Consider the following 23178-nt stretch of genomic DNA (forward strand, 5'->3'; position numbering starts at 1 on the left):
AAACAGGCGGCTAAATATTAGTCGAACACCATGCAGAAGCCGGATTGCTTCTGCATTCTGTGCTGTTTTAACACTGCTTTTTAACTCATTCTTTGGTATGTTAAATCCTATCGAATCAAACTCAGGGTTGAGGTTGAGCAATTGAGCGAGAATCAAGACACCAAAATACTATCCGGGGTGCAACGCTTACTAGAAGGCGGTTTGATCTTCTGTGCGTTGCTGGCCACGTTTATAGTGATTGCATTGGCCAGTTTCGATGCAACGGATCCGGCTTGGAGTCAAGCCAGTCTTAGCGAAGACATTCAAAATTATGCCGGCAGTGTTGGGGCATGGGTCGCCGACGTACTGTTTTACATTATGGGTTTCAGTGCCTGGCTAATGCCCCTTATCGTTGTTGCCAGTGGTATGCTTATTTTCCGCCATCCCAAGCAATTGGCCGAAGTGGATTACTTCGCGGTTGGGTTGCGCATCATAGGTTTCCTACTCATGCTATGCGGCTTAACAAGCCTCGCCAGTATGAATGCCAACGACATCTACGACTTTTCAGCAGGTGGTGTCATTGGTGATGTTATCAGCAGTACCATGCTTCCGTACTTCAGCCAACTGGGTACCACCTTGTTGCTGCTGTGGTTTGTGGGAGCGGGTTTTACCTTACTCACCGGAGTGTCTTGGATAACCTTGGTGGAAACTGTAGGGGAGGCTTGCATTCAGGTTGCTCTGTTTTTGTGGCGGTTGCCGCAGCGCTTTAGTGGTCAAAAAGCAGAGACGGTAGAAGCAAACGACGATGATACCGGTCGTTTTATGGCGTTAGTGAATCGATTCAAAACCAGCAAGCCCATTGAGGCGGGCACCGAAACCTCTGACAATACCGTTGAACAAACCGGCAATAATGGTCGAAGCGAGCCGGGCATTGTGGCAGATGAAGCCTTACAGCATCAGCGTATGGAACCGTCTTTTGCTGAGCCGGCGTTTGAGCCTACTATTGAGCCGAACATTGACCTTGCTATCGAACCTTCAATTGAGCCTGAGCGAGAATCTGATATTGACGCTGCGCTAGAGCCAACATTGGGATCAATGCGAGAACCAGCTGATGACACGGCGAAAATTGTTGATGGCCAAGTAGTTTTACCCGCCAAAGCTAAAAAGCCAACCATGGCACCGCTGCCAGACATTGGCTTGTTAGACGTACCTAACCGCTCTCAAAACCCTATTAGCCAAGAAGAGCTAGATCAGGTTGCGAGGCTGGTGGAAGCTAAATTGCTAGACTTTAACGTGACTGCAACCGTGGTTGATGTGTGTCCAGGGCCGGTGATTACGCGCTTTGAATTGGATTTGGCGCCTGGCATTAAGGTGTCTAAAATTACCGGTTTGGCTAAAGATCTTGCTCGTGCCTTGTCAGCTGTGAGTGTGCGTGTGGTAGAGGTTATTCCAGGTAAATCAGTGATTGGGCTGGAGCTTCCTAATAAATTTAGAGAAACCGTGTTCATGCGAGATGTTTTGGATACGCAGGCATTTGCTGACAGTAAATCGAACCTAACCATGGTATTGGGTTCCGATATTGCTGGTGATCCTGTGGTGGTGGATTTAGGAAAAATGCCTCACTTGCTGGTGGCCGGTACCACCGGCTCTGGTAAATCGGTTGGGGTTAATACCATGATAGTGTCGCTGTTGTACAAAAGCGGCCCAGAAGACGTTCGCTTGATTCTTATCGATCCGAAAATGTTGGAACTGTCGGTATATGAAGGCATTCCGCACTTGCTGTGTGAAGTGGTTACCGACATGAAGCAGGCCTCCAATGCCTTGCGGTGGTGCGTGGGCGAAATGGAGCGCCGTTACAAGCTGATGTCGGCCATGGGCGTTCGTAATCTAAAAGGCTATAACGCCAAGATTGCTGAAGCAGAAGCCGCGGGTGAAGTGATCATGGACCCGTTATGGAACCCTGCAGAATCCATGCAAACTCAGCCGCCTAAATTAGAGAAAATGCCGTCTATCGTAGTTGTGGTGGATGAATTTGCCGACATGATGATGATCGTCGGTAAAAAAGTTGAAGAGTTGATTGCTCGTATTGCTCAAAAAGCGCGAGCCGCGGGTATTCACTTGATTCTCGCAACTCAACGGCCATCGGTTGACGTGATCACCGGTTTGATTAAAGCCAACGTGCCGACTCGTATGGCGTTTCAAGTGTCGTCTAAAATTGATTCGCGCACCATTCTTGATCAACAGGGTGCAGAAACCTTGTTAGGTATGGGCGATATGTTGTACTTGCCACCTGGTACCGGGGTGCCAATGCGGGTGCATGGTGCTTTTGTTGACGATCATGAAGTGCACAGAGTGGTTGCCGATTGGAAACAAAGAGCTGAGCCTCAATACCTTGAAGAAATTCTTGCGGGCACCGCAGACGGTGAGCAAGTGCTGATGCCGGGCGAAGTCGCAGAAACCGATGAAGATACCGACGCACTTTATGATGAAGCGGTTATGTTTGTCACCGAATCGAGACGCGGCTCTATTTCTAGCGTTCAGCGTAAATTCAAAATTGGTTACAATCGCGCTGCAAGAATCATTGAACAAATGGAAGCTCAAGGCGTCGTAAGTACACCGGCTCACAACGGCAACCGAGAAGTCTTGGCGCCACCACCAGTTAAAGTGAATTAATGAAAAAGACAGCAATTACCCTTGTCGCCACCGTTTTGTTAAGTCAGCATGCGCTTGCCGCTAGCGAAGCGCTTGAAAAGAGCGACGCGGTCAGCAACTTACAACAGACAATGGCCAAACACAGCCAATTTACTAGCCAGTTCGTGCAAACGGTTACCGACATTAACGGTCAGGTGCTGCAGCAAGGCAAGGGTGAGCTCAGCTTATCCATTCCCGACCGTTTTAATTGGCATGCGGTTGAACCTGATGAGTCTCTCATTGTGGCGGATGGTGAAAATATCTGGGTTTATAATCCCTTTATTGAACAGGTTACCTTAATGAGTTTACAACAGGCGATACAAGCATCTCCCATGGCGCTATTGGTGCAAGAGTCTTCCGATGCCTGGGATAATTATGAGGTAGAACAACTACAAGCCTGTTATCAAATCACGCCAAAAGAGGCGTTATTGTCTGGGCCGAATCCATCCATGCTTCGTCAAGCCAGTGTGTGCTTTGAAAACGACTATTTAAGCTCGTTGCGATTGGCAGACAGCCAAGGTAATACCACCTTATTCAAGTTAACCAATCATCAAGATAATCCCGCTGCTGAGTTATTCCGATTCACTCCGCCGCAAGGAGTAGAGATCGATGACCAAAGACCTTAGTCTTGGTTTTGACTTCAGTCCCGATTTTCAACCTCTGGCCGCTCGCATGCGGCCAGTTTGCTTTGATGACTATTTGGGACAGGAGCATCTGTTAGGCAACGATAAACCGCTGCGCAAAGCCCTAGAAGCTGGGCGAGCTCATTCCATGATTTTATGGGGACCACCGGGCACTGGCAAAACCACGCTGGCGGAGCTGATCGCCCATTACGTTGATGCCCATGTGGAGCGCATCTCTGCGGTGACCTCTGGCGTTAAAGATATTCGTAATGCCATCACCCAAGCGCAACATGTGGCGCAGGCGCAATCTAAACAAACGCTTTTGTTTGTGGATGAGGTGCACCGCTTTAATAAATCCCAACAAGACGCCTTTTTGCCTTACATCGAAGATGGCACGGTGATGTTTGTTGGGGCGACCACAGAAAACCCAAGCTTTGAGTTAAATAACGCCTTGTTATCGAGAGCTCGGGTGTACCAAGTTAAGCCGATTGACTCGACAGCTCTGGCTGAGTTGCTGCAAAAGGCATTGGCTGACAATGAACGCGGTTTAGGACATCGAGGCATTACTGCGCAATCCAGTACCTTAGATGCCATCGCCGGCTTAGCCAGCGGTGATGCTCGCAAGGCGTTAAACCTGTTGGAGCTGGCCTGCGATCAGCTACAAGATGGCGACGAGCTGGGTATTGAGCACTTAAGCCAAGTGTCCGGTGTTAATGTGGGCGCCTTTGATAAAGGTGGTGATGCCTATTACGACTTGCTATCGGCATTTCACAAATCCATTCGCGGCAGTAACCCCGATGCAGCATTGTATTGGTACGCTCGAATGATCGTCGCCGGTGGCGATCCACTGATGGCGGCAAGACGGCTGCTTGCGATTGCGTCAGAAGACGTGGGAAATGCCGATCCACAAGGCATGGTGGTGGCGCTTAATGCTTGGGATTGCTTTCATCGCGTTGGCCGTGCCGAAGGGGAACGGGCCATAGCCCAGGCGGCGGTTTATTTAGCCTGTGCCCCGAAAAGTAATGCGGTGTACTTAGGCTTTAAGAGAGCCTTGGCGTTGGCGGAGAAAACCCAGTCATTGGAAGTACCTCATCACATTCGCAATGCACCGACCCAGTTGATGAAAGATTTGGGGTACGGTGCCCAATATCGATACGCCCATGATGAAGACAATGCCTATGCCGCCGGCGAAGCCTATTTACCTGAAGAAATCGTGAATGAGTCCTTGTATCAACCGACGGATAGAGGACTTGAGAAACGGATTTCGGAAAAACTCAAACGGTTACAAGCGTTAGATGCCGCATCTTCTCAAAAAAGGTACTGATGCGCTGATTGGCTTTTGTTACAATCTACTAAATTTTGACGATAGTCCGCTGCGGGCTATCACGGTATTAACTCTTAAGAGTAAAGAACACACAACATGTTGGATCCTAAGTTTCTAAGAAGCGAAATTGAAACGGCGGCAGAGCGTTTGGCCAGCCGTGGTTACATACTTGACGTCAGTAAACTCAACGAATTAGAAGCCACGCGTAAATCGCTGCAAGTGGCGACAGAAGAACTTCAAGCCACCAGAAACTCCTCCTCTAAGTCCATTGGTCAGGCGAAAGCTCGCGGAGAAGACATCCAACCTTTGCTAGCCCAAGTTGCTGATTTAGGCGACCAACTGGACGCTAAAAAGGCGGAACTTGCCGAGCTGCAACAACAGTTGAGTGATATTGCTGCTGGCATTCCTAATCTGCCAGCCGATGGTGTACCGGTTGGTAAAGATGAAGACGAAAACGTTGAGGTACTCACTTGGGGTGAGCCTAAGCAGTTTGATTTCGAAGTCAAAGATCACGTCGAGCTTGGCGAACAAGCAGACGGACTGGATTTCAAAAACGCGGTTAAGTTATCCGGCTCTCGCTTCATTGTTATGAAAGGGCAAATTGCCCGCATGCACCGAGCTCTTGCTCAGTTTATGCTGGATTGTCATACCACAGAGCACGGCTATCAGGAAATGTACGTGCCGTACTTGGTTAACGCAGACAGCCTTTACGGCACCGGTCAGTTGCCAAAGTTTGGAGAAGATTTATTCCACACCCAACCGGCGACGGAAGAAGGGTTGGGCATGAGCCTAATTCCTACCGCTGAAGTGCCATTGACCAACATGGCCCGCGATACCATTTTCGATGAAAAAGAATTGCCACTGAAGATGACTGCCCATACGCCGTGTTTCCGCTCGGAAGCGGGCTCTTATGGTCGCGATACCCGTGGCTTGATTCGCCAACATCAGTTCGACAAAGTAGAGTTGGTTCAATTGGTTAAGCCAGAAGATTCAATGGCTGCGCTAGAAGAGCTAACCTGTCACGCTGAAACCATTTTACAAAAGCTGGGGCTAGCCTATCGTAAAGTAATTTTGTGTACCGGCGATATGGGCTTTGGCTCGGCTAAAACCTATGACTTAGAAGTTTGGTTGCCGGCGCAAAACACTTACCGTGAAATCAGTTCGTGCTCAAACATGCAAGACTTCCAAGCCCGCCGTATGCAAGCACGTTATCGTCCAACGGGCGCTAAGAAGCCAGAATTGCTGCACACCCTTAACGGCAGTGGTTTAGCGGTAGGGCGTACCTTGGTGGCTATTTTGGAAAACTATCAGCAAGCTGATGGCAGCATTGAAGTGCCGCAAGCGTTACAAAGCTACATGGGCGGTTTAACCAAAATCGGTTAAGCGTCATCTAACTCAGCAAAAAGGCCAGCTCACTAATGAACTGGCCTTTTTTTGTATGAATGTTAGCGCTGTGTCAGTTAACGCCGAGCTCGATTTACTTCGTCTTTCATCAATTCAAAGTAGGTGCGCTCAAATTCCGGTATTTGCGCAATGCTTTTATCGCCCTTGAGATAGCGCTGCACATAATGCTCAAAATCAACCCCAACGATATGAGCTGCTTCCCAAGCCTTGCGCACACAACTTGTTGCAACGCCATAGTCTGTGGCAACAGAGCCTATGAGCTCAAACGGGATGGTGTTTCTAATTTCATCATCCCGGAGCACTCGAATGCTCGAGGCATCGTAACTCACGTTACTTCACTCGCATGCCGGGTTCAGCGCCTTCGTGGGGCTCTAAAATCCAAAGATCTTTACCACCTGGGCCTGCCGCCAGCACCATCCCTTCTGATACACCAAAGCGCATTTTACGTGGGGCAAGGTTGGCCACCATCACGGTAAGTTTTCCCTGCAGATCTTCCGGTGAGTAGGCCGACTTGATACCGGCAAAGACTTGCTTACTTTCTCCACCTAAATCTAATTCAAGGCGCAGCAGCTTATTGGCTTCTTTTACATGCTCAGCTTTTACGATTCTAGCGATGCGTAAGTCAATCTTGGCAAAGTCATCGAAGGTGATTTCGTCGGCAATCGGCTCTTTACTAAGCTCGCTGTCAGCAACCGCAGACTCGGTCTCTGTGGACTCTGACTTTGTTGCAGTGGCTTCAAGGTTTTGTTTGGATTGCTCCACCATGGCTTCAACGTGTTTCGGATCGATACGCTGCATTAACGCCTTAAATGGGTTAATGGCTTCTCCAAAGCGGTTGTCTTGTAGATTGTCCCAACTAAGTTCAACGTTTAAGAAAGCTTCAACGTCCTCCGCTAACTGAGGCAATACCGGCTTGAGGTAGGTCACTAACACTTTAAATATGGCAATGGCAAGGGTACAAACCTTGTGCGCTTGGTCTAACGTGGCTTCCTCTTTCGCCAGTTTCCAAGGTGCTTGCTCTGCAATATAGGCATTGGCCATATCCGCCAGCGCCATAATTTCACGCATGGCCTTTGAGTATTCACGGGACTCATACAAATCAGCAATAATGGCTTGCTTGTCAATGCAGTGCTGCAAGATGTGCTCGTCGTTCACTGACGATGCTAATTTGCCATCGAAGCGTTTACTGATGAATCCTGCGGTGCGCGAGGCAATGTTAACCAGTTTACCGATGAGGTCTGAGTTAACCCGCTGCACAAAGTCTTCCAGATCCAAATCTAAATCGTTGATTCTTGAATTGAGTTTAGCGGCGTAGTAGTAACGCAAATACTCAGGATTTAAGTTGTCTAAATAGGTGCGAGCTTTAATAAAGGTGCCTTTCGACTTAGACATCTTAGCGCCGTTTACGGTTACGTAGCCGTGGGCGAATACCGCATTGGGTTTACGAAAGCCTGCGCCTTCAAGCATTGCAGGCCAGAACAAACTGTGAAAGTAAACAATGTCTTTACCGATGAAGTGGTAAACTTCGGCATCGGAGTCCGCCGCCCAGAAATCATCAAAATTAAGATCATCACGCTTATCGCATAGGTTCTTAAAGGAACCCATGTAGCCAATTGGCGCATCTAACCACACGTAAAAGAATTTGCCAGGAGCTCCGGGGATTTCGAAACCGAAGTAAGGGCTATCACGGGTAATGTCCCACTGCTGCAGTCCTTGGTCAAACCATTCGTTGAGCTTGTTGGCCATTTCTTCTTGCAACGAGCCTGAGTGGGTCCATTGTTTTAGCATGTCTGCAAACGCAGGTAGATCGAAAAAGAAATGCTCGGTTTCTTTCATGATTGGCGTGGCACCAGACACTGCTGATTTTGGATTAATCAACTCGGTGGGCGAGTAGGTTGCGCCGCAGTTATCGCAATTGTCACCGTATTGGTCTTCGCTCTTACATTTTGGACAGGTGCCTTTAACAAAGCGGTCCGGCAAGAACATGTTCTTCTCGGGATCAAACAGCTGCGCTATGGTCTTGGTCTTAATGTGACCATTTTCTTTCAAGCGTAAATAAATTTGGCTTGAGAGCTCTCGGTTTTCCTGGGAGTGGGTGCTGTGATAGTTATCAAAGGCAATGTTAAAGTCGGCAAAGTCCTGTTGATGTTCGCGATTGGTTTGTTCGATCATTGCCTCTGGTGTAATGCCCAGTTGCTGTGCCTTTAACATGATGGGAGTGCCGTGGGCATCATCCGCACAAATGTAATGACACTGATGCCCTTGAAGCTTTTGATAACGCGACCAAATATCGGTTTGAATATATTCCAACATATGCCCAAGATGGATGGGGCCGTTGGCGTAGGGAAGAGCGCTAGTTACTAAGATTTTTCTGGATGCTTTGGCCATGATTTTTCAACAATTTGGTTTCGATAAATGGGAGTTGAAGCTTTGATCGTCAAATAGTACAACATGCTTAAGCTTATTTCATCTTACATTACGGTAACTGATGTTTTTGTATGCATGAATCGAGCTGTATATCTGGTACAATTATCCAAATTTTTACAGGAGCTATGTCCGTGTCCCAGCAACCTAACCCGTTTAAGCTTTCTGAAACCCTACTAGAACCCGTTTTAACGATCCTTAATCAGCAAATCGACCCTTATTTAGATAAGGGCTTAATCGATGCCAATATTGTCACCAGTCTCGATATCGAAGAAAAACAACTGCAATTAGGTTTGTGCTATCCGTATCCGTGCGTTAGCCAATATCGTGACCGCGTTATGTCGATTACTAAAGCCTTGGCTACACTGCCTGAAATCGACGAAGTAGCTTGCGAAATCGACTTCAAACCGCCAACGGCCGTAATGAACGCCAGTGCCGATAAAATTAAAAATATTGAACACGTTATCGCGGTTTCTTCCGGTAAGGGTGGTGTCGGCAAGTCTACCACCGCAGTGAACTTTGCTCTGGCATTGGCCGCTGAAGGGGCACGAGTAGGTATTTTGGATGCTGATATTTACGGGCCATCGATTCCTATTATGCTGGGCATTGAAGACTTTAGACCCACCTCCGCCGATGGCGTGATGATGTCAGCGGCCCATGCCCATGGCATCACTGCCCAATCCATCGGCTTTATGATTGTGGATGATCAAGCGGCAGTTTGGCGTGGACCGATGGCGGCGGGTGCTTTGGGTCAATTGATTAAAGAAACGGAATGGCCAGAGCTGGATTATTTAGTCGTTGATATGCCACCGGGTACCGGCGATATTCAATTGTCTCTCAGTCAACATGTACCGGTGAGTGGTGCTGTGGTGGTAACCACGCCGCAGGACATTGCCACCGCGGATGCTAAAAAAGGCATTAGCATGTTTAATAAAGTGAATATCCCTGTGCTGGGTATTGTGGAGAATATGAGCTTTTATTTGTGTCCTGAGTGCGGCAATAAAGACCACATTTTTGGCGAAGACGGCGGTTTAAACATTGCTAAGCGTTACAACGTGCCTTTGCTTGGTCGATTACCGTTAAATACGCAAATTCGCGATGAGGCGGATAGCGGCAACCCAACCGTAGTAGCGCAACCGGACAGCGAAGTGAGCAACTTGTATAAAAGCATCGCTCGCAGCGCTACATCGCAATTAGTGAAAATCGCGCAAACCGATACCATCTCCATAGAAATTACCGACGAGTAGTAAAGGGAACATATGGCTAACCACGAATGTATTATCATCGCGATTGCCGGCGCATCGGCTTCGGGTAAAAGCTTATTGGCAAATACCATTTATGATGAACTGAAACGAGATCTAGGCACCAATCAAATAGCGGTGATTAACGAAGATTGCTATTACAAAGACCAATCGCACTTGTCGATGGAAGAGCGCATAAAGACCAATTACGATCATCCGCAGGCACTGGACCACGACTTATTGTCGGAGCATCTGTCAATGCTGTGTGCTGGCCAAAGTGTACAGGTTCCAAGTTACAGTTACTCAGAGCACACACGCACCAGCGATAGTCGTCAAGTTTCACCTAAAAAGGTGATTATCTTAGAGGGTATTTTGCTGTTAACTAATGCCAAGTTACGACAACAGTTTAAAGCCTCTGTGTTTATGGATACGCCTTTGGATATTTGCTTATTGCGTCGCCTGCAAAGAGACATTCAAGAGCGAGGCCGTACCATGACCTCGGTCATTGAGCAGTATCAAACCACGGTTCGCCCTATGTTTATGCAGTTCATTGACCCATCGAAGCAATACGCCGATATTATTGTGCCAAGAGGCGGTAAAAATCGCATTGCCATTGACATGTTGAAATCTCGAATTCAGCACCTATTAGACTAATAAGAGAACTCACTGATGCGCTTAACCGATACGGAAATAGAACAGTGCCTAGCCGACGGCACCATTATCATGGAACCCGCTCCAGCTGCCGACGCCATTAACGGCGTTAGCGTCGATGTGAAGCTTGGCGGGCAATTTCGAGTGTTTCAAGATCATACTGCCGCCTACATTGATCTCAGTGGCCCCAGTGCCGAAGTCCAACAAGCTTTAGATTCGGTGATGAGCGAGCAGATCGATATCCCTGAGGACAAAGCTTTTTTCCTACACCCTGGTGAATTGGCCCTAGCCGTGACTCACGAGTCCGTTACGTTACCGGCAGACATTGTTGGCTGGTTAGATGGTCGCTCATCTCTGGCTCGATTAGGGCTAATGGTGCATGTGACGGCTCATCGAATTGATCCCGGCTGGTCGGGGCGCATTGTTCTGGAGTTCTATAATTCTGGCAAGCTGCCGTTAGCGCTGCGCCCAGGAATGACCATCGGCGCGCTGAACTTTGAACGGCTAAATCAAGCCTGCGCCAGACCGTACAATAAGCGCCAAAATGCAAAGTACAAAAATCAGCAAGATGCGGTGGCGAGCCGTATTAGCCAGGACGACTGAGTGAGCGATAGCGCTTGGTTAAATGGTGATAACGAGGCGTTATCATTAGCGGATCGAGGCCTTGCCTATGGTGATGGCTTCTATACCACCATGCGCTTAAACGACGGCGTCATTGAAGCGTGGTCGTTACATCAGCGTCGATTGCTAGATGCCGCATTGATGATGGGCATGGCCACAAGATTGACCTTTGCGGAGTGGTTTCAACCGCATAAGCAATTTATTGAATCCAAAGCCTTAGCCCTTCAGCAAGGGGTAATTAAAGTCATGGTAACTCGAGGCCATGGTGGACGTGGCTATGCACCACCCATGCAGGCTCAATTGCAGTGCATTGTCAGTCATCACCAAGTGCCCCAGCACTACAACCACTGGCGAGAACAGGGCGTTGCGCTGAGGGTGCACGCTATGACGTTATCCCGACACACCATGCTAGCGGGCGTGAAACATCTAAATCGCATCGAGCAGGTCATGTTAAAGCACAACCATAATGGCGCGGGTGATGATTATGTGGTTTGCGATGACAGTGGCAAGCTGGTGTGTGGCTCCGCTGCCAATTTGTTTTTTGCTAAAGGGCGGCGTTTAGTTACACCGGCACTGGGTCGCAGTGGTATCGCAGGGATCACCCGATTGCAAATTATGCAGGCCATGGTTGCACAGGGTTACCAAGTCATCGCCACGGAGCTATCTGTGACTGATATCAACGCATTCGATGGTGCGATAATGTGTAACGCGTTAATGGGTGTTGTAGCGATTAACAGCATTGACCAAGTTAGGTTCGACAGTCACAGTTTGCAACGCACAATGGAGCATGCGTTAAACAAAAGAAAGGATGATTTATGCTTAAACGACTAGGCCTATTGATTGTGGCCCTATTGGTAGTAGCCCTCGCTGCAGCGGTGTTGCTTTACCAGGATTTTCAGCGTTCTTTAAGCACTGAGCTTAGGCTAACGGCGCCGCAGGAATTTGAAGTTGTTCGCGGTGACAGCGCTCGAAGTGTCATTGCAGAAATGACAGACAAGGGCTGGTTTGAAGCGCAATATTTGTCTAACCGTTGGCATACATCGTTATTGCTGCGCCTGTATCCGCAGTTAGCCGGTGTGAAAACCGGGCTTTATGAACTGACGCCGCAGATGACCCTGATAGACGCGTTGAATTTGATGGTCGACGGCAAGCAAAAGAAGTTCTATATCACCTTGGTAGAAGGTGGGACCATTAAGCAATGGATGGCGCAACTGCACCAACAGCATTATTTACAACAGCAACTTACCTCCATTGAAGACTTAGTCGACGCCTTGGCTATCGAACAAGCCAACCCAGAGGGTTGGTTTTACCCCAGTACTTATCAGTATCACAAAGGTCACAGTGATTTAGACATACTGAAACGAGCTTACCAACAAATGCAACGGCATTTAGACACGGCATGGCAGCAACGGCAAGCGCAGCTACCACTGAAATCGCCCTACGAGTTATTAATTCTAGCTTCCATCATTGAAAAAGAAACGGCGGTGGCGGACGAGCGAGACTGGGTATCGGCGGTCTTTATTAATCGCCTCAACAAAGGCATGCGTTTACAAACTGACCCCACGGTTATTTATGGGTTGGGGGAGCGCTATAAGGGCAATATTACCCGGGCACACCTGCGTGAGAAAACGCCTTACAATACCTACCGCATAAACGGTCTGCCGCCAACACCCATTGCATCAGCAGGGCTTGCGTCACTGAAGGCCGCGGCCAATCCAGCGGACGTCCCTTATTTGTACTTTGTCGCAACCGGCAAAGGTGGCCATAAATTCTCCACCAATTTGGCAGATCACAACAAAGCCGTAAAGGAATACTTGAGAACCATCCGATGACAGCAAAATTTATCGTAATCGAAGGGCTTGAAGGCGCGGGAAAATCCACCGCGGTAGCCTGCATTAACGACGTATTAAAGCAACACAAGATTGAGCAGGTAATTACCACTCGAGAGCCCGGCGGAACACCGGTGGCCGAGCAAATTCGGGCCATTACAAAAGCGGAAGTGGATGGTGATCCTTTGTCCGATACTGCGGAATGTTTATTGATGTATGCAGCGCGTGCACAACTGATTGATAACGTCATTAAACCCGCTCTAGCTAACGGCGTATGGGTGATTGGCGATCGCCATGATTTATCGTCTAAAGCCTATCAGGGCGGTGGCAGAGAGTTACAAAGTCTGGTTAACCGCATCAGCGATGCCACCTTAAACGGCTTTAAACCGGATTTGACCATTTATATGGACATCGACCCAGCATTGGGCCTAGCCCGAGCTGCCGGGCGAGGTGAGCTGGATCGAATCGAAAAGCAAGATCTCAGCTTTTTTGAGCGAGCTCGAGAGAGCTATCTCAGTTTTGCACAACAAGACGAAAGCATTGTTACCATTGACGCATCGAAAAGCATCGAACAGGTGCAACAGCAAATTCGCAGCGCCTTAGCGCGTTTTTTGGAGAGCTAAATGGCGTCGTCCCAATTACCGGCTTGGTTGCAAACCAGTTACAACGAGCTTATGGCTCAGGCGCAACGCCAGCAGTTGGCCCATGCTCTGTTGCTGCAGCTAAGTGACGGCTTAGGGGCCCACGATTTACTCAAAGCCATTGAGCGTGGCTTGATGTGTCGCCAAGTAGACGCCCCTTGTGGGCATTGTAAAGATTGCCGATTACTGCAAGCCAGTAGCCATCCAGATTGTTACTGGATTGCCGCTGACGGTAATCAGATTAAAGTGGATCAAATTCGCGAGCTTATTAGTGCCTTAGCCACCACCAGTCAGCAAGGTGGTAGTCGTTTGGTTGTTATTGAGCAAGCCCACCGTCTTAATAATGCCGCCGCTAATGCGCTGTTAAAAACGCTGGAAGAGCCCAATGAAAACTGCTTTATTATTTTGTGCAGTGATACACCTGGGCTATTACCTGCAACCATTATCAGTCGTTGCCAACGCATTAATGTCAGCGGTATCGACGAGGCGCCTATAAAACATTGGTTAGAGCAACAGGGTGTGGACTGGCAACAGCATGGCTGGGCTTATCGAATTGTTGGCGGGCCCTATGCGTTGCTCGATGCCAACACCGGTGAACGCTTACAAGGATTAGCGAGCGCTCGTTTGGCTTGGCGTAATGCCTTAGCTAACGGGATTGTTGATGCGAACTTAGCCAAATACACAGCAGAGCACCCCCAGGACAGCTTACAAGTTTTAGATTGGTTACTCAGCAAAAAACTGGCCTCATTAAAAACGCAACAGCCATTATTGAGCCTTAAACTGGGCGACTTTATCTCGCAACTGTGGCACACCCATCAAAAGCTTTCACAAATGCCTACAATAAATTATGTAGCATTATGTAACCGACTTGTTTTAGAGTATAAGCAATTAACTAAAGGGAATTAGCGATTTATGGCAGATTTATTGGCTAACTTTGAAAGCGTAGAACAACTGTATCGCGCTTATATGCCATTCATTTCACCGGTTGCTATGTTTGTGTCGACTAATGACAGCTATCAAATGGAGCAAAAACTAACGGTTGCCTATCGGTTACCAGGCTCTGCTACTACCTATGAGTTCGAGGGCAGTGTGTGTTGGATTAACCCTTTAGGCTCTCAAGGGGGTCGTCCTCAAGGTGTTGGAATCAAGGTGGAATCGGACATTGAACTGCACAAAAGCCAAATAGAAAACCTGTTGGCTGCTAAACTTAACTCTGGCGAGTTGACCTCAACCATATAGCTGGTATGCTCGCCTCTTTTTGGTGAGAAAAGTCCCCATGTTTGTTGATTCACACTGTCACCTTAATCGACTAAAGAAGGCTCCTACGCGCGAGCAGGTTGCTTTGCTACTCGATGCTGCCCGAGCTCGCGGCGTTAATCATTTCCTGTGCGTTAATGTTTGCCATAGTGAGTTTGACTCAATGGCGCAGATGATGCGTGGTTTAGACGGCGTCAGTATTTCAGCGGGTGTACACCCTTTGGATATTGAAGACGGAGTCGATATTGAACTGCTTCGTCGTCAAGCCAGTGACGATTGGGTCGTGGCGATAGGGGAGACCGGTTTAGACTACTATTACTCGAAGGATTCGATAGCGCTTCAGCAACAAAGCTTTGAAGCGCAATTGCAATTAGCTTGTGAATTGAATAAACCGGTGATTGTGCATACCCGAGATGCGCGTGAAGATACCATCGCTATCTTAAAAAATGGCCAAGTAGAGCGTTGTGGTGGTGTTTTGCATTGCTTTACCGAAAACTGGCCGATGGCCAAGCAAGCCTTGGACATGGGGATGTACGTGTCAATTTCCGGCATTGCGAGCTTTAAGAATGCTACCGAATTACAGCAAGTGGCCAAGAAAATTCCACTGGATCGCCTGTTAATTGAAACCGACAGTCCGTATCTAGCGCCTGTGCCTCATCGCGGCAAAGAAAATCAACCGGCATTTGTTGCGGATCTGGCACAGTTTTTAGCGGATCTGCGCGGTGAACGCTTAGAGGTGCTAGCACAGCAAACCACTGACAATTACTTCAATTTGTTTCGCGGTGCCAACCGCTAGAAACCGGTAAATAATAGGCAAAAAATTGCCCAGAACGAGTCCGATGTTCTGGGCTAGGGGAATGGCTCACTGAGGAGCCGTGCGCTAATGATTTAGTCTAGTAGAAAACTCTGCAATAGCTAGAATAAAAAGTTATTTATTCTGAAAAATTACTATTACTTATTTTATCGCGCACCAACTCCCTGGGTAGCCGGTTTTTTAGTCGTTTACCAAGTGCTTTCACTATCCCTAAGGTAGTGCCTTGATAACTGACCAGTTTTTCGCCTTTATCGGCGCTGTTTTTTTGTTCCACGTCTCGCCCCATTAAGAAAGCACCGGCATCATTAACGTCTAACTCAATGGCTTGGGCATTGCGATTAAACAGTGCTTTAGCGGCATCATGGTGCAAATTGAGTCCCTTTTTATGCTCGCTGGCGACGCGGATACCGGCGCGTGAAAATCGCATTTTGCCGATGAGTGCTTCAAATTCCGTTGGGAACCACCAATAGTCACCGTCTCGATAATATATTGCGGCGCTGTCGGGAATGGCTAAGTTAAAGGGCTGCAGTTGCTGCTGCAGTGTCGCTCGTTGTTTTTGAGTGGCCGCTTGAAACGGAAACTTAGCTATTTTTGCTTTGCGGGCCTCTTTGCTGTCTACCGCTTTGGTTTTTCGAATTTTAGCGATGAAAAACCCTTCGCTATCATATAGTTGTGGCCAAACGTGTAAAAATCCTTCTTCGGTAAGCGCTTTATCGCAGCCGTCAAACAATCCGTCAAGCGGGACAAACTCAACCGCATCAGCAAAGCGCTGTTTTAAGTGGTGGCAAACCTGGTGATTTTCCTGCTCATTTAACGTGCAGGTGGAATACACCAGTTCGCCGCCGACCTTAAGAGACTGAAACGCCGACTCAATCAATTCTCGCTGCAGCGCAGAAATTTCATCGATGGCCGCTTGGCTCCAATTATCTAAGGCGCGTGGGTCTTTGCGAATGGTTCCTTCGCCGCCACAAGGTGCATCCAATAGAATGCTGTCAAAGGTTTCAGGTAAATATTGACCAAACACATTGGCGCTAAAGTGGGTTAGGGCAACATTACGAATGCCAAGCCGCTGACAGTTTGCAAACAAGCTCTTTATTCGACTTGCGGAATACTCGTTGGCTACGAGCAGACCTTGATTGTTCATCTGCGCCGCTATTTGGGTTGTTTTACTACCAGGAGCGGCGGCCATGTCTAACACCATCATTGGCTGGCGCTGGCTTTGGAACAAGGCCGTTACCGGCAACATTGAGCTGGCCTCTTGAATGTAAAACAAACCGGCTAAGTGCTCGACAGTATTACCAATGGCGTCAAGTTTGTCCTCAGGGCCCACCCAAAACCCCTGTTCACACCAAGGAATGGCTTGTAACTGCCAGCCTTGTGCTTGCATGCGTTTAACAAAGTCGGTTACCGATATGGCTAAGGTATTGACCCGAATCGAACGTCGCAATGGCCGTTGCGAATAGTCAATAAAATCGTCAATGGAAAGCTCACTTGGGAGAATTTTTTCTATAGAATCAAGAAATTCAGGGTTTAAACTGGTAGCGACCAAGGTGTAGACTCTTGTATAAACGGTTAATACCGTCAGTCTATCATAACCAAGGAATTTAGGTGCTTAATCGAATTTGGTTTGCCTTATTTGGCTGCGCAGCAATCAGCGTTGCATTGCAACTCGTGCTTGGACAGTATCAAGTACTGGCAGAGGTGGTTGCTGCTTGCTTTTCGATGGCAAAACTCAGCGCAGAGATCGCCTTGGGGTTAGTGGGGGTGCTAACGCTTTGGCTGGGATTAATGCGGTTGGGAGAGGCCAGCGGTATGGTGGGCCTATTTTCGCGATTAACCGAACCCTTTTTGTCGCGTCTCATGCCAGACGTTCCTCGTGGCCATAAAGCCTATGGCAGTATGACCATGAACTTAACGGCCAATGCGCTTGGTCTTGATAATGCCGCAACGCCGTTAGGCTTAAAAGCGATGCAGGATCTGCAAAGCCTAAACCCGTCTAAAGAGTCGGCCACCAATGCTCAGGTGTTGTTTCTGGTTCTCAATACGTCGTCAGTTACCTTAATTCCCGTTACCATTTTTTTATATCGGGCTCAGCAAGGCGCTGCTGATCCCGCCGATGTCTTTTTACCCATCTTGTTGACCACGTGTTGTTCAACTTTGGTGGGGCTGTTGATGGTGGCTTGGCTGCAAAAGCTTAAGCTCACGCAAACGGTGGTGTTGGGTTATTTAGCGTTTGCCATCGCAGCCATAGGCGCTTTGGTCATGTATTTATTAACACTGACAGCGCAGCAAATAGGGCAAGTGTCGACCATTATGGGCAACGGCATACTGTTGGCGTTGATTTTTGCGTTTGTACTGATTGCCGGCATGAAAAAGCTGCCTGTATACGAATTGTTCATTGAAGGCGCTAAACAAGGCTTCGAACAAAGCGTACGCCTGATCCCTTATTTGGTAGCCATGTTACTTGCCATCGGTGTTTTTCGGGCATCTGGAGCGCTGGACAGCGTATTGCAGGCTTTGGTTTGGCTATTATCACCGACAGGTATGGATTTGCGTTTCATCGATGCATTACCCACAGGACTTATGAAGCCGTTTAGTGGCAGTGGCTCACGGGCGCTGATGTTGGAAACTATGCAGCACCACGGCGTCGATTCGTTTAGCGGGCGCTTGGCGGCCTTATTTCAGGGCAGTACTGAAACCACCTTTTACGTGTTGGCGGTTTACTTTGGCTCGGTAGGGCTTCGCAAAGGCAAACACGCCATAGCCTGTGGCTTGTCTGCCGATGCTGCGGGCATTGTCGCAGCGATTGTCATTGCCTACTGGTTTTACGGGTAAGCTAATGACCGCCTAACAGCTAACGTTGAAGCAATTGTGGTGCCCATGTTTGCCACGACTCTTCACTATTGGCGTAAAGAGGCAAACGTTGACCTTGTTGCAACGCGTTATCGGCGCTATTGCTTTGCTCGGTGGCGACACCAATACCGCCACTGAGAATGGTTTCTAGACTGCCGCTTTTAAACTTAGCGCCTGAAAACAAGCCAAATTCAAACAAGAGTCCAGACAGATCCCAAAATTTACTGCTGCTATTTACAAGGTGTTGGTATTGCGGCTCGATGTTGACAACAATGTCGAGACCGTTGGCAAGTTCACTGAGTTGATATTGCACAACCTGGCCGATATTAATGCCTCGATAAACAATAGGGGTTCCAATCTTTATGGAACCCAAGGTTGGGGTGGTCAGCACAACATTAAGGCCATTGGGCAACTGCGTACTAACCGGTGCCTTTGCTAAGCCTACAAATTCATTACTATATACACCTTCACCTGGGATCACGCCAATAACGCTGCCAGTCAACAGGGTATCAATGTTTTCCACCCCAGCGAGACTGATTTCTGCGGATATCGGATAAAATTGACTGTCTGCTTTTAAGAAGGTGTCCGCATATTCACCATTCATTTCGACCGTAACCATTTGGCTTGAAAGTGAAGGCAGTAGGCTGACGTCGGTTATCTTTCCAATGTCGAATCCCTGATATTTTACAGCGTTGCCCACGCTGAACTGCAAAGTCGAATCGAAGCGAATACTGGCATAACGGGCTTGGGTTAACGCGGCTTGTTGCTCGTCATAAAGAATACGTACAGGCGCTAGTTCTCCAATCTTGCTGTCGGTATGACCTAAGCTTACGCCACCCTTAAGTAAGGTTTGCATAGGAGCTACGTTGATATCGATACCCGATAAGTCGGCTTTAACCGACACAGCTTGATGCTTCCAAAATACCGCTTTGTCATTAATTAATTGTTTAAATTGAGGGGCAATGAGCAACTCGATTACGAAGTTATTTTGCTGGGCTTGCCACTCTACAGACGCCACTTCGCCAATGATCATGGAACGATAGTCTACGCTAGAGCCAACCTGCAATTGAGCTGCGTGGCTAGCGGTAAGCACCACCTTCTGATATTGCGACAATTGCAGTTGTCTATCGGCTTGCGCTTGATCTAAAAATACCGGGTAGCCATTGGCGCTGTTGGTCTTTATGGTGCCTTTGCTGACCAAGCGCAATTCGCCTGACAACACATTACTCAGATTACCACTGCTCACCTTGATGCCTTCTAAGCTGGCATTGACGTCCACAAGGGCCGATTGCAAAAAGTAGCTGCGGTCGTTTAGTAAAGATTGAAACTCAGGATAAATATTGGCTTGAATTTCAACTTGTTTGAAGTTTTCAGCGAGGGCCACCTCAGACACTTGACCTATGGTAAAAGCTTTATAAGTGATGGCCGCGCCTTTGCTGATACCAGGGTTTTGCTTGGCGTATAGCTTGATGGTTTTCCCAAGAGCAGGGCGCTCCGGTGCTTTGGATAAGAGCTCAAAGTGATGACTGGGGAATGCCTCGGAGCCGGGTAAAAACTCGATAGCCGCGCCGGTAATAGCTCTATCAAGGTGTCGAATACCTTGCGCGGATAGCTCAACCCCTTGCCGCCAAAATAGGCTGTCTCGACGCACGAGTTCCGCGTAATCGTGGTAAATATCGACCCCAATAGTAACCCCTTGCTGGCTGAGCGATATGTCGCTGACTTCACCGATCTGTATGTTGCGATAGAGAACCTGAGTACCTGCATTGATGCCCTCAGCGGTGGCTGCTGTTAATTGCAATTGGGTACCGACGTTACTGGCGTCAAAGCTATCAAACAAGCGAAATGTTTTTGGAATGGCAGGCAGGTATAAGTCACTTTCTTGAGGAGATGAAAATGAAATGCCGCCAGCCAGTATGCTGCTGAGACTTTCGGTGGTCACTTCAACGCCTGCTAAGCTGGCTTTAGCCTGCACACCGCTTACGTTCCAAAAACGACTATTATCTTTCACCAGGTGGGTGTATTTGTGCTCAATAAAGCCGGAAATGATCACTTGCTTATTGCGAGTTAGTACGTAATTAATAACCCGACCAACCGGCACTTGTTGGTAATAAATGGGCGAGCCTATATTAATCGAGCCAAGTTTATCGGTTGCGATGCGCACGTATAAGCCGTCATCACTGGGGAGCAGCGCCGGTGCTTCTAACTCTGCTATGAAATTGTCTTCGGATTTGCCTTCACCCGGCAACATACTGATGTAATTACCAGAAAACAGAGCATCTAAACCCTCAACGCCGGTAATCGAAGCCTTTGGCGCGACCAACCAAAATTTAGTGGAGTCTTTAAGTAAGTCACCCGCCCGGTGGTCCATAACCACCGCTACATCGACGCCAGCCTCTTTATTGATGCTAATATCAACCACTTTACCAACGGTTAGACCTTGATATTTTACCAGCGTTTTGTTGACTTCCATTCCGGCTGCGGAAGGGAAGTTGATGACGATTCGATGCCCAGCCTCTTTATAACTTTTAACGGCGAGATATCCCGCCAACACTAAGGCAATGATTGGCAATAGCCAAATTGGGGAAATCAGTTTCTTATTATGAACTTTTGCGTTTTCCGCTTGTACCATTTGTTCGTTCCATACGATCCCAAAGTAATCGGGTGTCCAAAGATTTAGCCGCTAATTGTGTGAATAGTATCACGGCTGCAAAGGCTGTTGCAGCCGGAGCTGGCTTCGCATCCAGCAATTGTCCCATATTAACTATGGCAACCATAATAGAAATTACGAATAAGTCTAACATTGACCAGCGCCCAATCCACTCGATCACTCTAAATGAGGCCGCTAATTGTTTGGTGGACAAAGGCAGTTTCAATTGGATAGCGAGTAATACGATAAAGATGCCGGCTATCTTTGCCCAGGGCACCACAATACTGGCAATGAATACAATGATAGCAATTGGGATCATATCGGACTGAACCAAAGAGAGAATGCCACTGTAAATGGTATCGTAAGTTACTTTACCCTGATTAGTCAGTTGCGTAATGGGAAAGTAATTGGCGGGAAATAGAAGAATAAACGCGGTCAGTAACAACGCCCAGCTTAACTGAAGGCTAGCAGGCTTACGAAAGTAAATCGGGGCTTTACAGCGATAACAGTGGCTGTCTTTACCATTATTGGTGGCGTGACAAAGCACGCACAGTTTTAAGTTTTGGTGTTGGCCGTTAGTTGTATTGGTCATGGTACCGCCTCCAAAACACTTCAGCCACGTATTCGCGCTGCGCATAAAACAACACAATATATAAGATGACAAAGCTCCAGGTGCCAACGCCATAATAGACGTCTGAGAAATCGGTAAGCTTAAACACAGATACTAAGAAACTGATTAGGTATATTTCTAACATGGTGAATTGGGTCAGTAAGCCATGCATGCGCAATAAGTTCAAAAGAATGCTCTTGCGCAGTGGGCTTAGCTTTTGACTTCTACCTATAACGATAACCTGTGCTAACAGGCTTAAAATGAGCAAGCCTGGTGCGATAACAGCACACAACAAGACCGATACTCCCACAAGCCAATACCCTTGTTCGATAACCGATAACGCCCCTCCAGTGATTGTGGTTTGACGAATGCTACCGAAAAAATGGACCTCTAAAATGGGTAAAAAATTCGCAGGGAAATACATTACCAAGGCCGCTATGGTTAAGGCGAGTAGCATGTTCATTGGGCAATTCGGTGGATCGAACACACGGGTTTTACAACGGGGACAAAAGGCTCGTTGGTTATCTTGTAAGAGCGGTTTTTCCATTACTCGGTCGCAACTTTTGCATAACACAAAGTTGCCAATATCGTCTTCACCGGCGGATTGTTGTTGTTCTATCATGGTCTTGTGGCTGCTACTCCATCGACTTAACGCACAATTTCATGGTTTTTGTCCTGCTATTGTTGCACAGACCTTGGTATTTGTGCCAGTCTATACTGTATAAAATAACAGTGGAGAGCAGCCATGGCCGTAGAAACTCGATTTGTGGTGGTACGCAACGGAGCCGATAAGATGACATTTACCTCTAAAAAAGAAGCCGATGCATACGACAAGATGTTAGATGTCGCTGATAACTTAAGCGAGTTTATCGAAGAATCAAAAATAGTTGAAGATAAAGAACAATTAGAGCAATTGGCCTTCTATTTAGCTCAAGAAAGAGATACGTTAGCTCGCTTACTAAAAGGCGGACCGGTAAAAAAGGTAGCGAGCAAGCCAGCTAAAAAAGCCGATGTCGCTGCGATAAAAACCGCTGCAAATCAATAACGAGAAGAAATACATGAGCCAAAAACAAGCATTCTATTCCACCTTGCTAAACCAAGTTGAGGCAATTACCGAAGGCGAGCCAGATTGGGTAGCCAATATGGCCAACGTTTCGGCGCTGTTGTTTCATAGCTTGGAGCAAGTCAACTGGGTAGGCTTTTATCGACGCCAACAAGAGCAATTGGTGTTAGGGCCGTTTCAGGGGCAGGTAGCCTGCATCAGAATCCCTTTAGGAAACGGCGTGTGTGGTGTAGCAGCAGAAAAAAATGAAGTACAACGGATAGCGGACGTTCACCAATTTGAAGGCCACATCGCTTGCGATGCCGCTTCGAATTCAGAAATCGTATTGCCAATTGTGCACAAGGGTAATGTTGTCGCGGTACTGGACATCGACAGCCCCGAGTTTAACCGCTTTGATGAGGCCGATGAGCAAGGTTTAACAGCTATCCAAAGCTACCTAAATTCTATTGCTGGTGAATAAGCCAGCAGTTAACAGAAATTAATTGGTGAAATAGCCCACTTCA

The 23178-nt window shown here is 47.8% G+C and carries 22 protein-coding genes; 16 read left to right on the top strand and 6 right to left on the bottom strand.

The genetic code is table 11. The features are described from left to right. The first annotated feature begins 141 nt into the window (after positions 1 to 141). From CLC91_RS15195 to serS, 4 genes are all read left to right on the top strand, one after another. Positions 142 to 2652: a DNA translocase FtsK gene (locus CLC91_RS15195; RefSeq protein WP_095499120.1), complete on the top strand. Its 2511-nt coding sequence runs from the start codon at positions 142 to 144 to the stop codon at positions 2650 to 2652. After that, positions 2652 to 3296 (top strand): outer membrane lipoprotein chaperone LolA, encoded by a 645-nt coding sequence (lolA, locus tag CLC91_RS09685; protein WP_095499119.1) that lies wholly within the window; start codon positions 2652 to 2654, stop codon positions 3294 to 3296. Before CLC91_RS15195 ends, lolA begins: the two co-directional genes overlap by 1 nt. After that, the gene (locus tag CLC91_RS09690) at positions 3280 to 4617 is read left to right on the top strand and encodes a replication-associated recombination protein A (RefSeq protein ID WP_095500350.1); all 1338 of its coding nucleotides are present in this window, start codon (positions 3280 to 3282) and stop codon (positions 4615 to 4617) included. Before lolA ends, CLC91_RS09690 begins: the two co-directional genes overlap by 17 nt. Positions 4618 to 4713: 96 nt before the next feature. After that, a complete protein-coding gene (gene serS / locus CLC91_RS09695) occupies positions 4714 to 6000 on the top strand; it encodes a serine--tRNA ligase (protein WP_095500351.1) in 1287 nt (428 codons plus the stop codon). A 77-nt stretch (positions 6001 to 6077) separates the two neighbouring features. Here serS and CLC91_RS09700 read toward each other — a convergent pair whose 3' ends face one another. Both CLC91_RS09700 and metG read right to left on the bottom strand, forming a co-directional pair. Beyond that, complete coding sequence (locus CLC91_RS09700; protein WP_095499116.1) at positions 6078 to 6350, bottom strand: hypothetical protein; 273 nt, start codon at positions 6348 to 6350, stop codon at positions 6078 to 6080. A gap of 1 nt (position 6351) precedes the next feature. Beyond that, the gene (gene metG / locus CLC91_RS09705; protein WP_095499115.1) at positions 6352 to 8409 is read right to left on the bottom strand and encodes a methionine--tRNA ligase; all 2058 of its coding nucleotides are present in this window, start codon (positions 8407 to 8409) and stop codon (positions 6352 to 6354) included. Positions 8410 to 8579: 170 nt separating this feature from the next. On the opposite strand from metG, the gene apbC reads away from it, so the two are divergent. Genes apbC through CLC91_RS09750 form a run of 9 tightly spaced genes read left to right on the top strand, consistent with a single transcriptional unit; the run spans position 8580 to position 15481 of the window. Next, a complete protein-coding gene (gene apbC, locus CLC91_RS09710; protein WP_408634223.1) occupies positions 8580 to 9692 on the top strand; it encodes an iron-sulfur cluster carrier protein ApbC in 1113 nt (370 codons plus the stop codon). 12 nt (positions 9693 to 9704) lie between these two features. Beyond that, positions 9705 to 10340 carry a uridine kinase gene (gene udk, locus CLC91_RS09715; RefSeq protein WP_095499113.1) on the top strand — a complete coding sequence of 212 codons (636 nt, stop codon included), beginning with the start codon at positions 9705 to 9707 and terminating at the stop codon, positions 10338 to 10340. 15 nt (positions 10341 to 10355) lie between these two features. Next, positions 10356 to 10940, top strand: a complete 585-nt coding sequence (gene dcd / locus CLC91_RS09720) for a dCTP deaminase (RefSeq protein ID WP_095499112.1) — start codon at positions 10356 to 10358, stop codon at positions 10938 to 10940. Continuing rightward, positions 10941 to 11789 carry an aminodeoxychorismate lyase gene (gene pabC, locus CLC91_RS09725; protein ID WP_095500353.1) on the top strand — a complete coding sequence of 283 codons (849 nt, stop codon included), beginning with the start codon at positions 10941 to 10943 and terminating at the stop codon, positions 11787 to 11789. Further along, complete coding sequence (mltG, locus tag CLC91_RS09730; protein WP_095500354.1) at positions 11774 to 12790, top strand: endolytic transglycosylase MltG; 1017 nt, start codon at positions 11774 to 11776, stop codon at positions 12788 to 12790. Before pabC ends, mltG begins: the two co-directional genes overlap by 16 nt. Continuing rightward, on the top strand, positions 12787 to 13410 hold the full coding sequence (gene tmk / locus CLC91_RS09735; protein WP_095499109.1) for a dTMP kinase: 624 nt from the start codon (positions 12787 to 12789) through the stop codon (positions 13408 to 13410). Before mltG ends, tmk begins: the two co-directional genes overlap by 4 nt. Next, on the top strand, positions 13411 to 14334 hold the full coding sequence (gene holB, locus CLC91_RS09740; RefSeq protein ID WP_095499108.1) for a DNA polymerase III subunit delta': 924 nt from the start codon (positions 13411 to 13413) through the stop codon (positions 14332 to 14334). It begins immediately after the preceding gene. Positions 14335 to 14340: 6 nt separating this feature from the next. Then, positions 14341 to 14667, top strand: coding sequence for a PilZ domain-containing protein (locus CLC91_RS09745; protein WP_095499107.1), 327 nt, complete (start codon positions 14341 to 14343; stop codon positions 14665 to 14667). A gap of 37 nt (positions 14668 to 14704) precedes the next feature. Next, positions 14705 to 15481 carry a TatD family hydrolase gene (locus CLC91_RS09750; RefSeq protein WP_095500355.1) on the top strand — a complete coding sequence of 259 codons (777 nt, stop codon included), beginning with the start codon at positions 14705 to 14707 and terminating at the stop codon, positions 15479 to 15481. A 136-nt stretch (positions 15482 to 15617) separates the two neighbouring features. On the opposite strand, the gene rsmF is transcribed toward CLC91_RS09750, so the two are convergent. After that, a complete protein-coding gene (rsmF, locus tag CLC91_RS09755) occupies positions 15618 to 17048 on the bottom strand; it encodes a 16S rRNA (cytosine(1407)-C(5))-methyltransferase RsmF (protein WP_198950922.1) in 1431 nt (476 codons plus the stop codon). Positions 17049 to 17107: 59 nt separating this feature from the next. On the opposite strand from rsmF, the gene CLC91_RS09760 reads away from it, so the two are divergent. After that, complete coding sequence (locus tag CLC91_RS09760; RefSeq protein WP_095499104.1) at positions 17108 to 18334, top strand: nucleoside recognition domain-containing protein; 1227 nt, start codon at positions 17108 to 17110, stop codon at positions 18332 to 18334. A 19-nt stretch (positions 18335 to 18353) separates the two neighbouring features. Here the strand turns inward: CLC91_RS09760 and CLC91_RS09765 are convergent, their stop codons facing one another. From CLC91_RS09765 to CLC91_RS09775, 3 genes are read right to left on the bottom strand one after another with little or no spacing between them, the layout of a single operon-like run. Further along, the gene (locus tag CLC91_RS09765; RefSeq protein WP_095500357.1) at positions 18354 to 20984 is read right to left on the bottom strand and encodes an MlaD family protein; all 2631 of its coding nucleotides are present in this window, start codon (positions 20982 to 20984) and stop codon (positions 18354 to 18356) included. Next, a complete protein-coding gene (locus tag CLC91_RS09770; RefSeq protein WP_095499102.1) occupies positions 20953 to 21594 on the bottom strand; it encodes a paraquat-inducible protein A in 642 nt (213 codons plus the stop codon). The genes CLC91_RS09765 and CLC91_RS09770 overlap by 32 nt, the downstream gene beginning before the upstream one ends. Next, a complete protein-coding gene (locus CLC91_RS09775; RefSeq protein WP_095499101.1) occupies positions 21578 to 22234 on the bottom strand; it encodes a paraquat-inducible protein A in 657 nt (218 codons plus the stop codon). Before CLC91_RS09775 ends, CLC91_RS09770 begins: the two co-directional genes overlap by 17 nt. 123 nt (positions 22235 to 22357) lie before the next feature. On the opposite strand from CLC91_RS09775, the gene CLC91_RS09780 reads away from it, so the two are divergent. Together CLC91_RS09780 and CLC91_RS09785 are read left to right on the top strand one after the other, a co-directional pair. Continuing rightward, positions 22358 to 22657 carry a YebG family protein gene (locus tag CLC91_RS09780; protein ID WP_095499100.1) on the top strand — a complete coding sequence of 100 codons (300 nt, stop codon included), beginning with the start codon at positions 22358 to 22360 and terminating at the stop codon, positions 22655 to 22657. A gap of 13 nt (positions 22658 to 22670) precedes the next feature. Next, the gene (locus CLC91_RS09785) at positions 22671 to 23135 is read left to right on the top strand and encodes a GAF domain-containing protein (RefSeq protein WP_095500358.1); all 465 of its coding nucleotides are present in this window, start codon (positions 22671 to 22673) and stop codon (positions 23133 to 23135) included. Positions 23136 to 23178: the final 43 nt, after the last annotated feature.

Source organism: Paraferrimonas haliotis, from assembly GCF_002282895.1.
GTDB classification, from domain to species: domain Bacteria; phylum Pseudomonadota; class Gammaproteobacteria; order Enterobacterales; family Shewanellaceae; genus Paraferrimonas; species Paraferrimonas haliotis.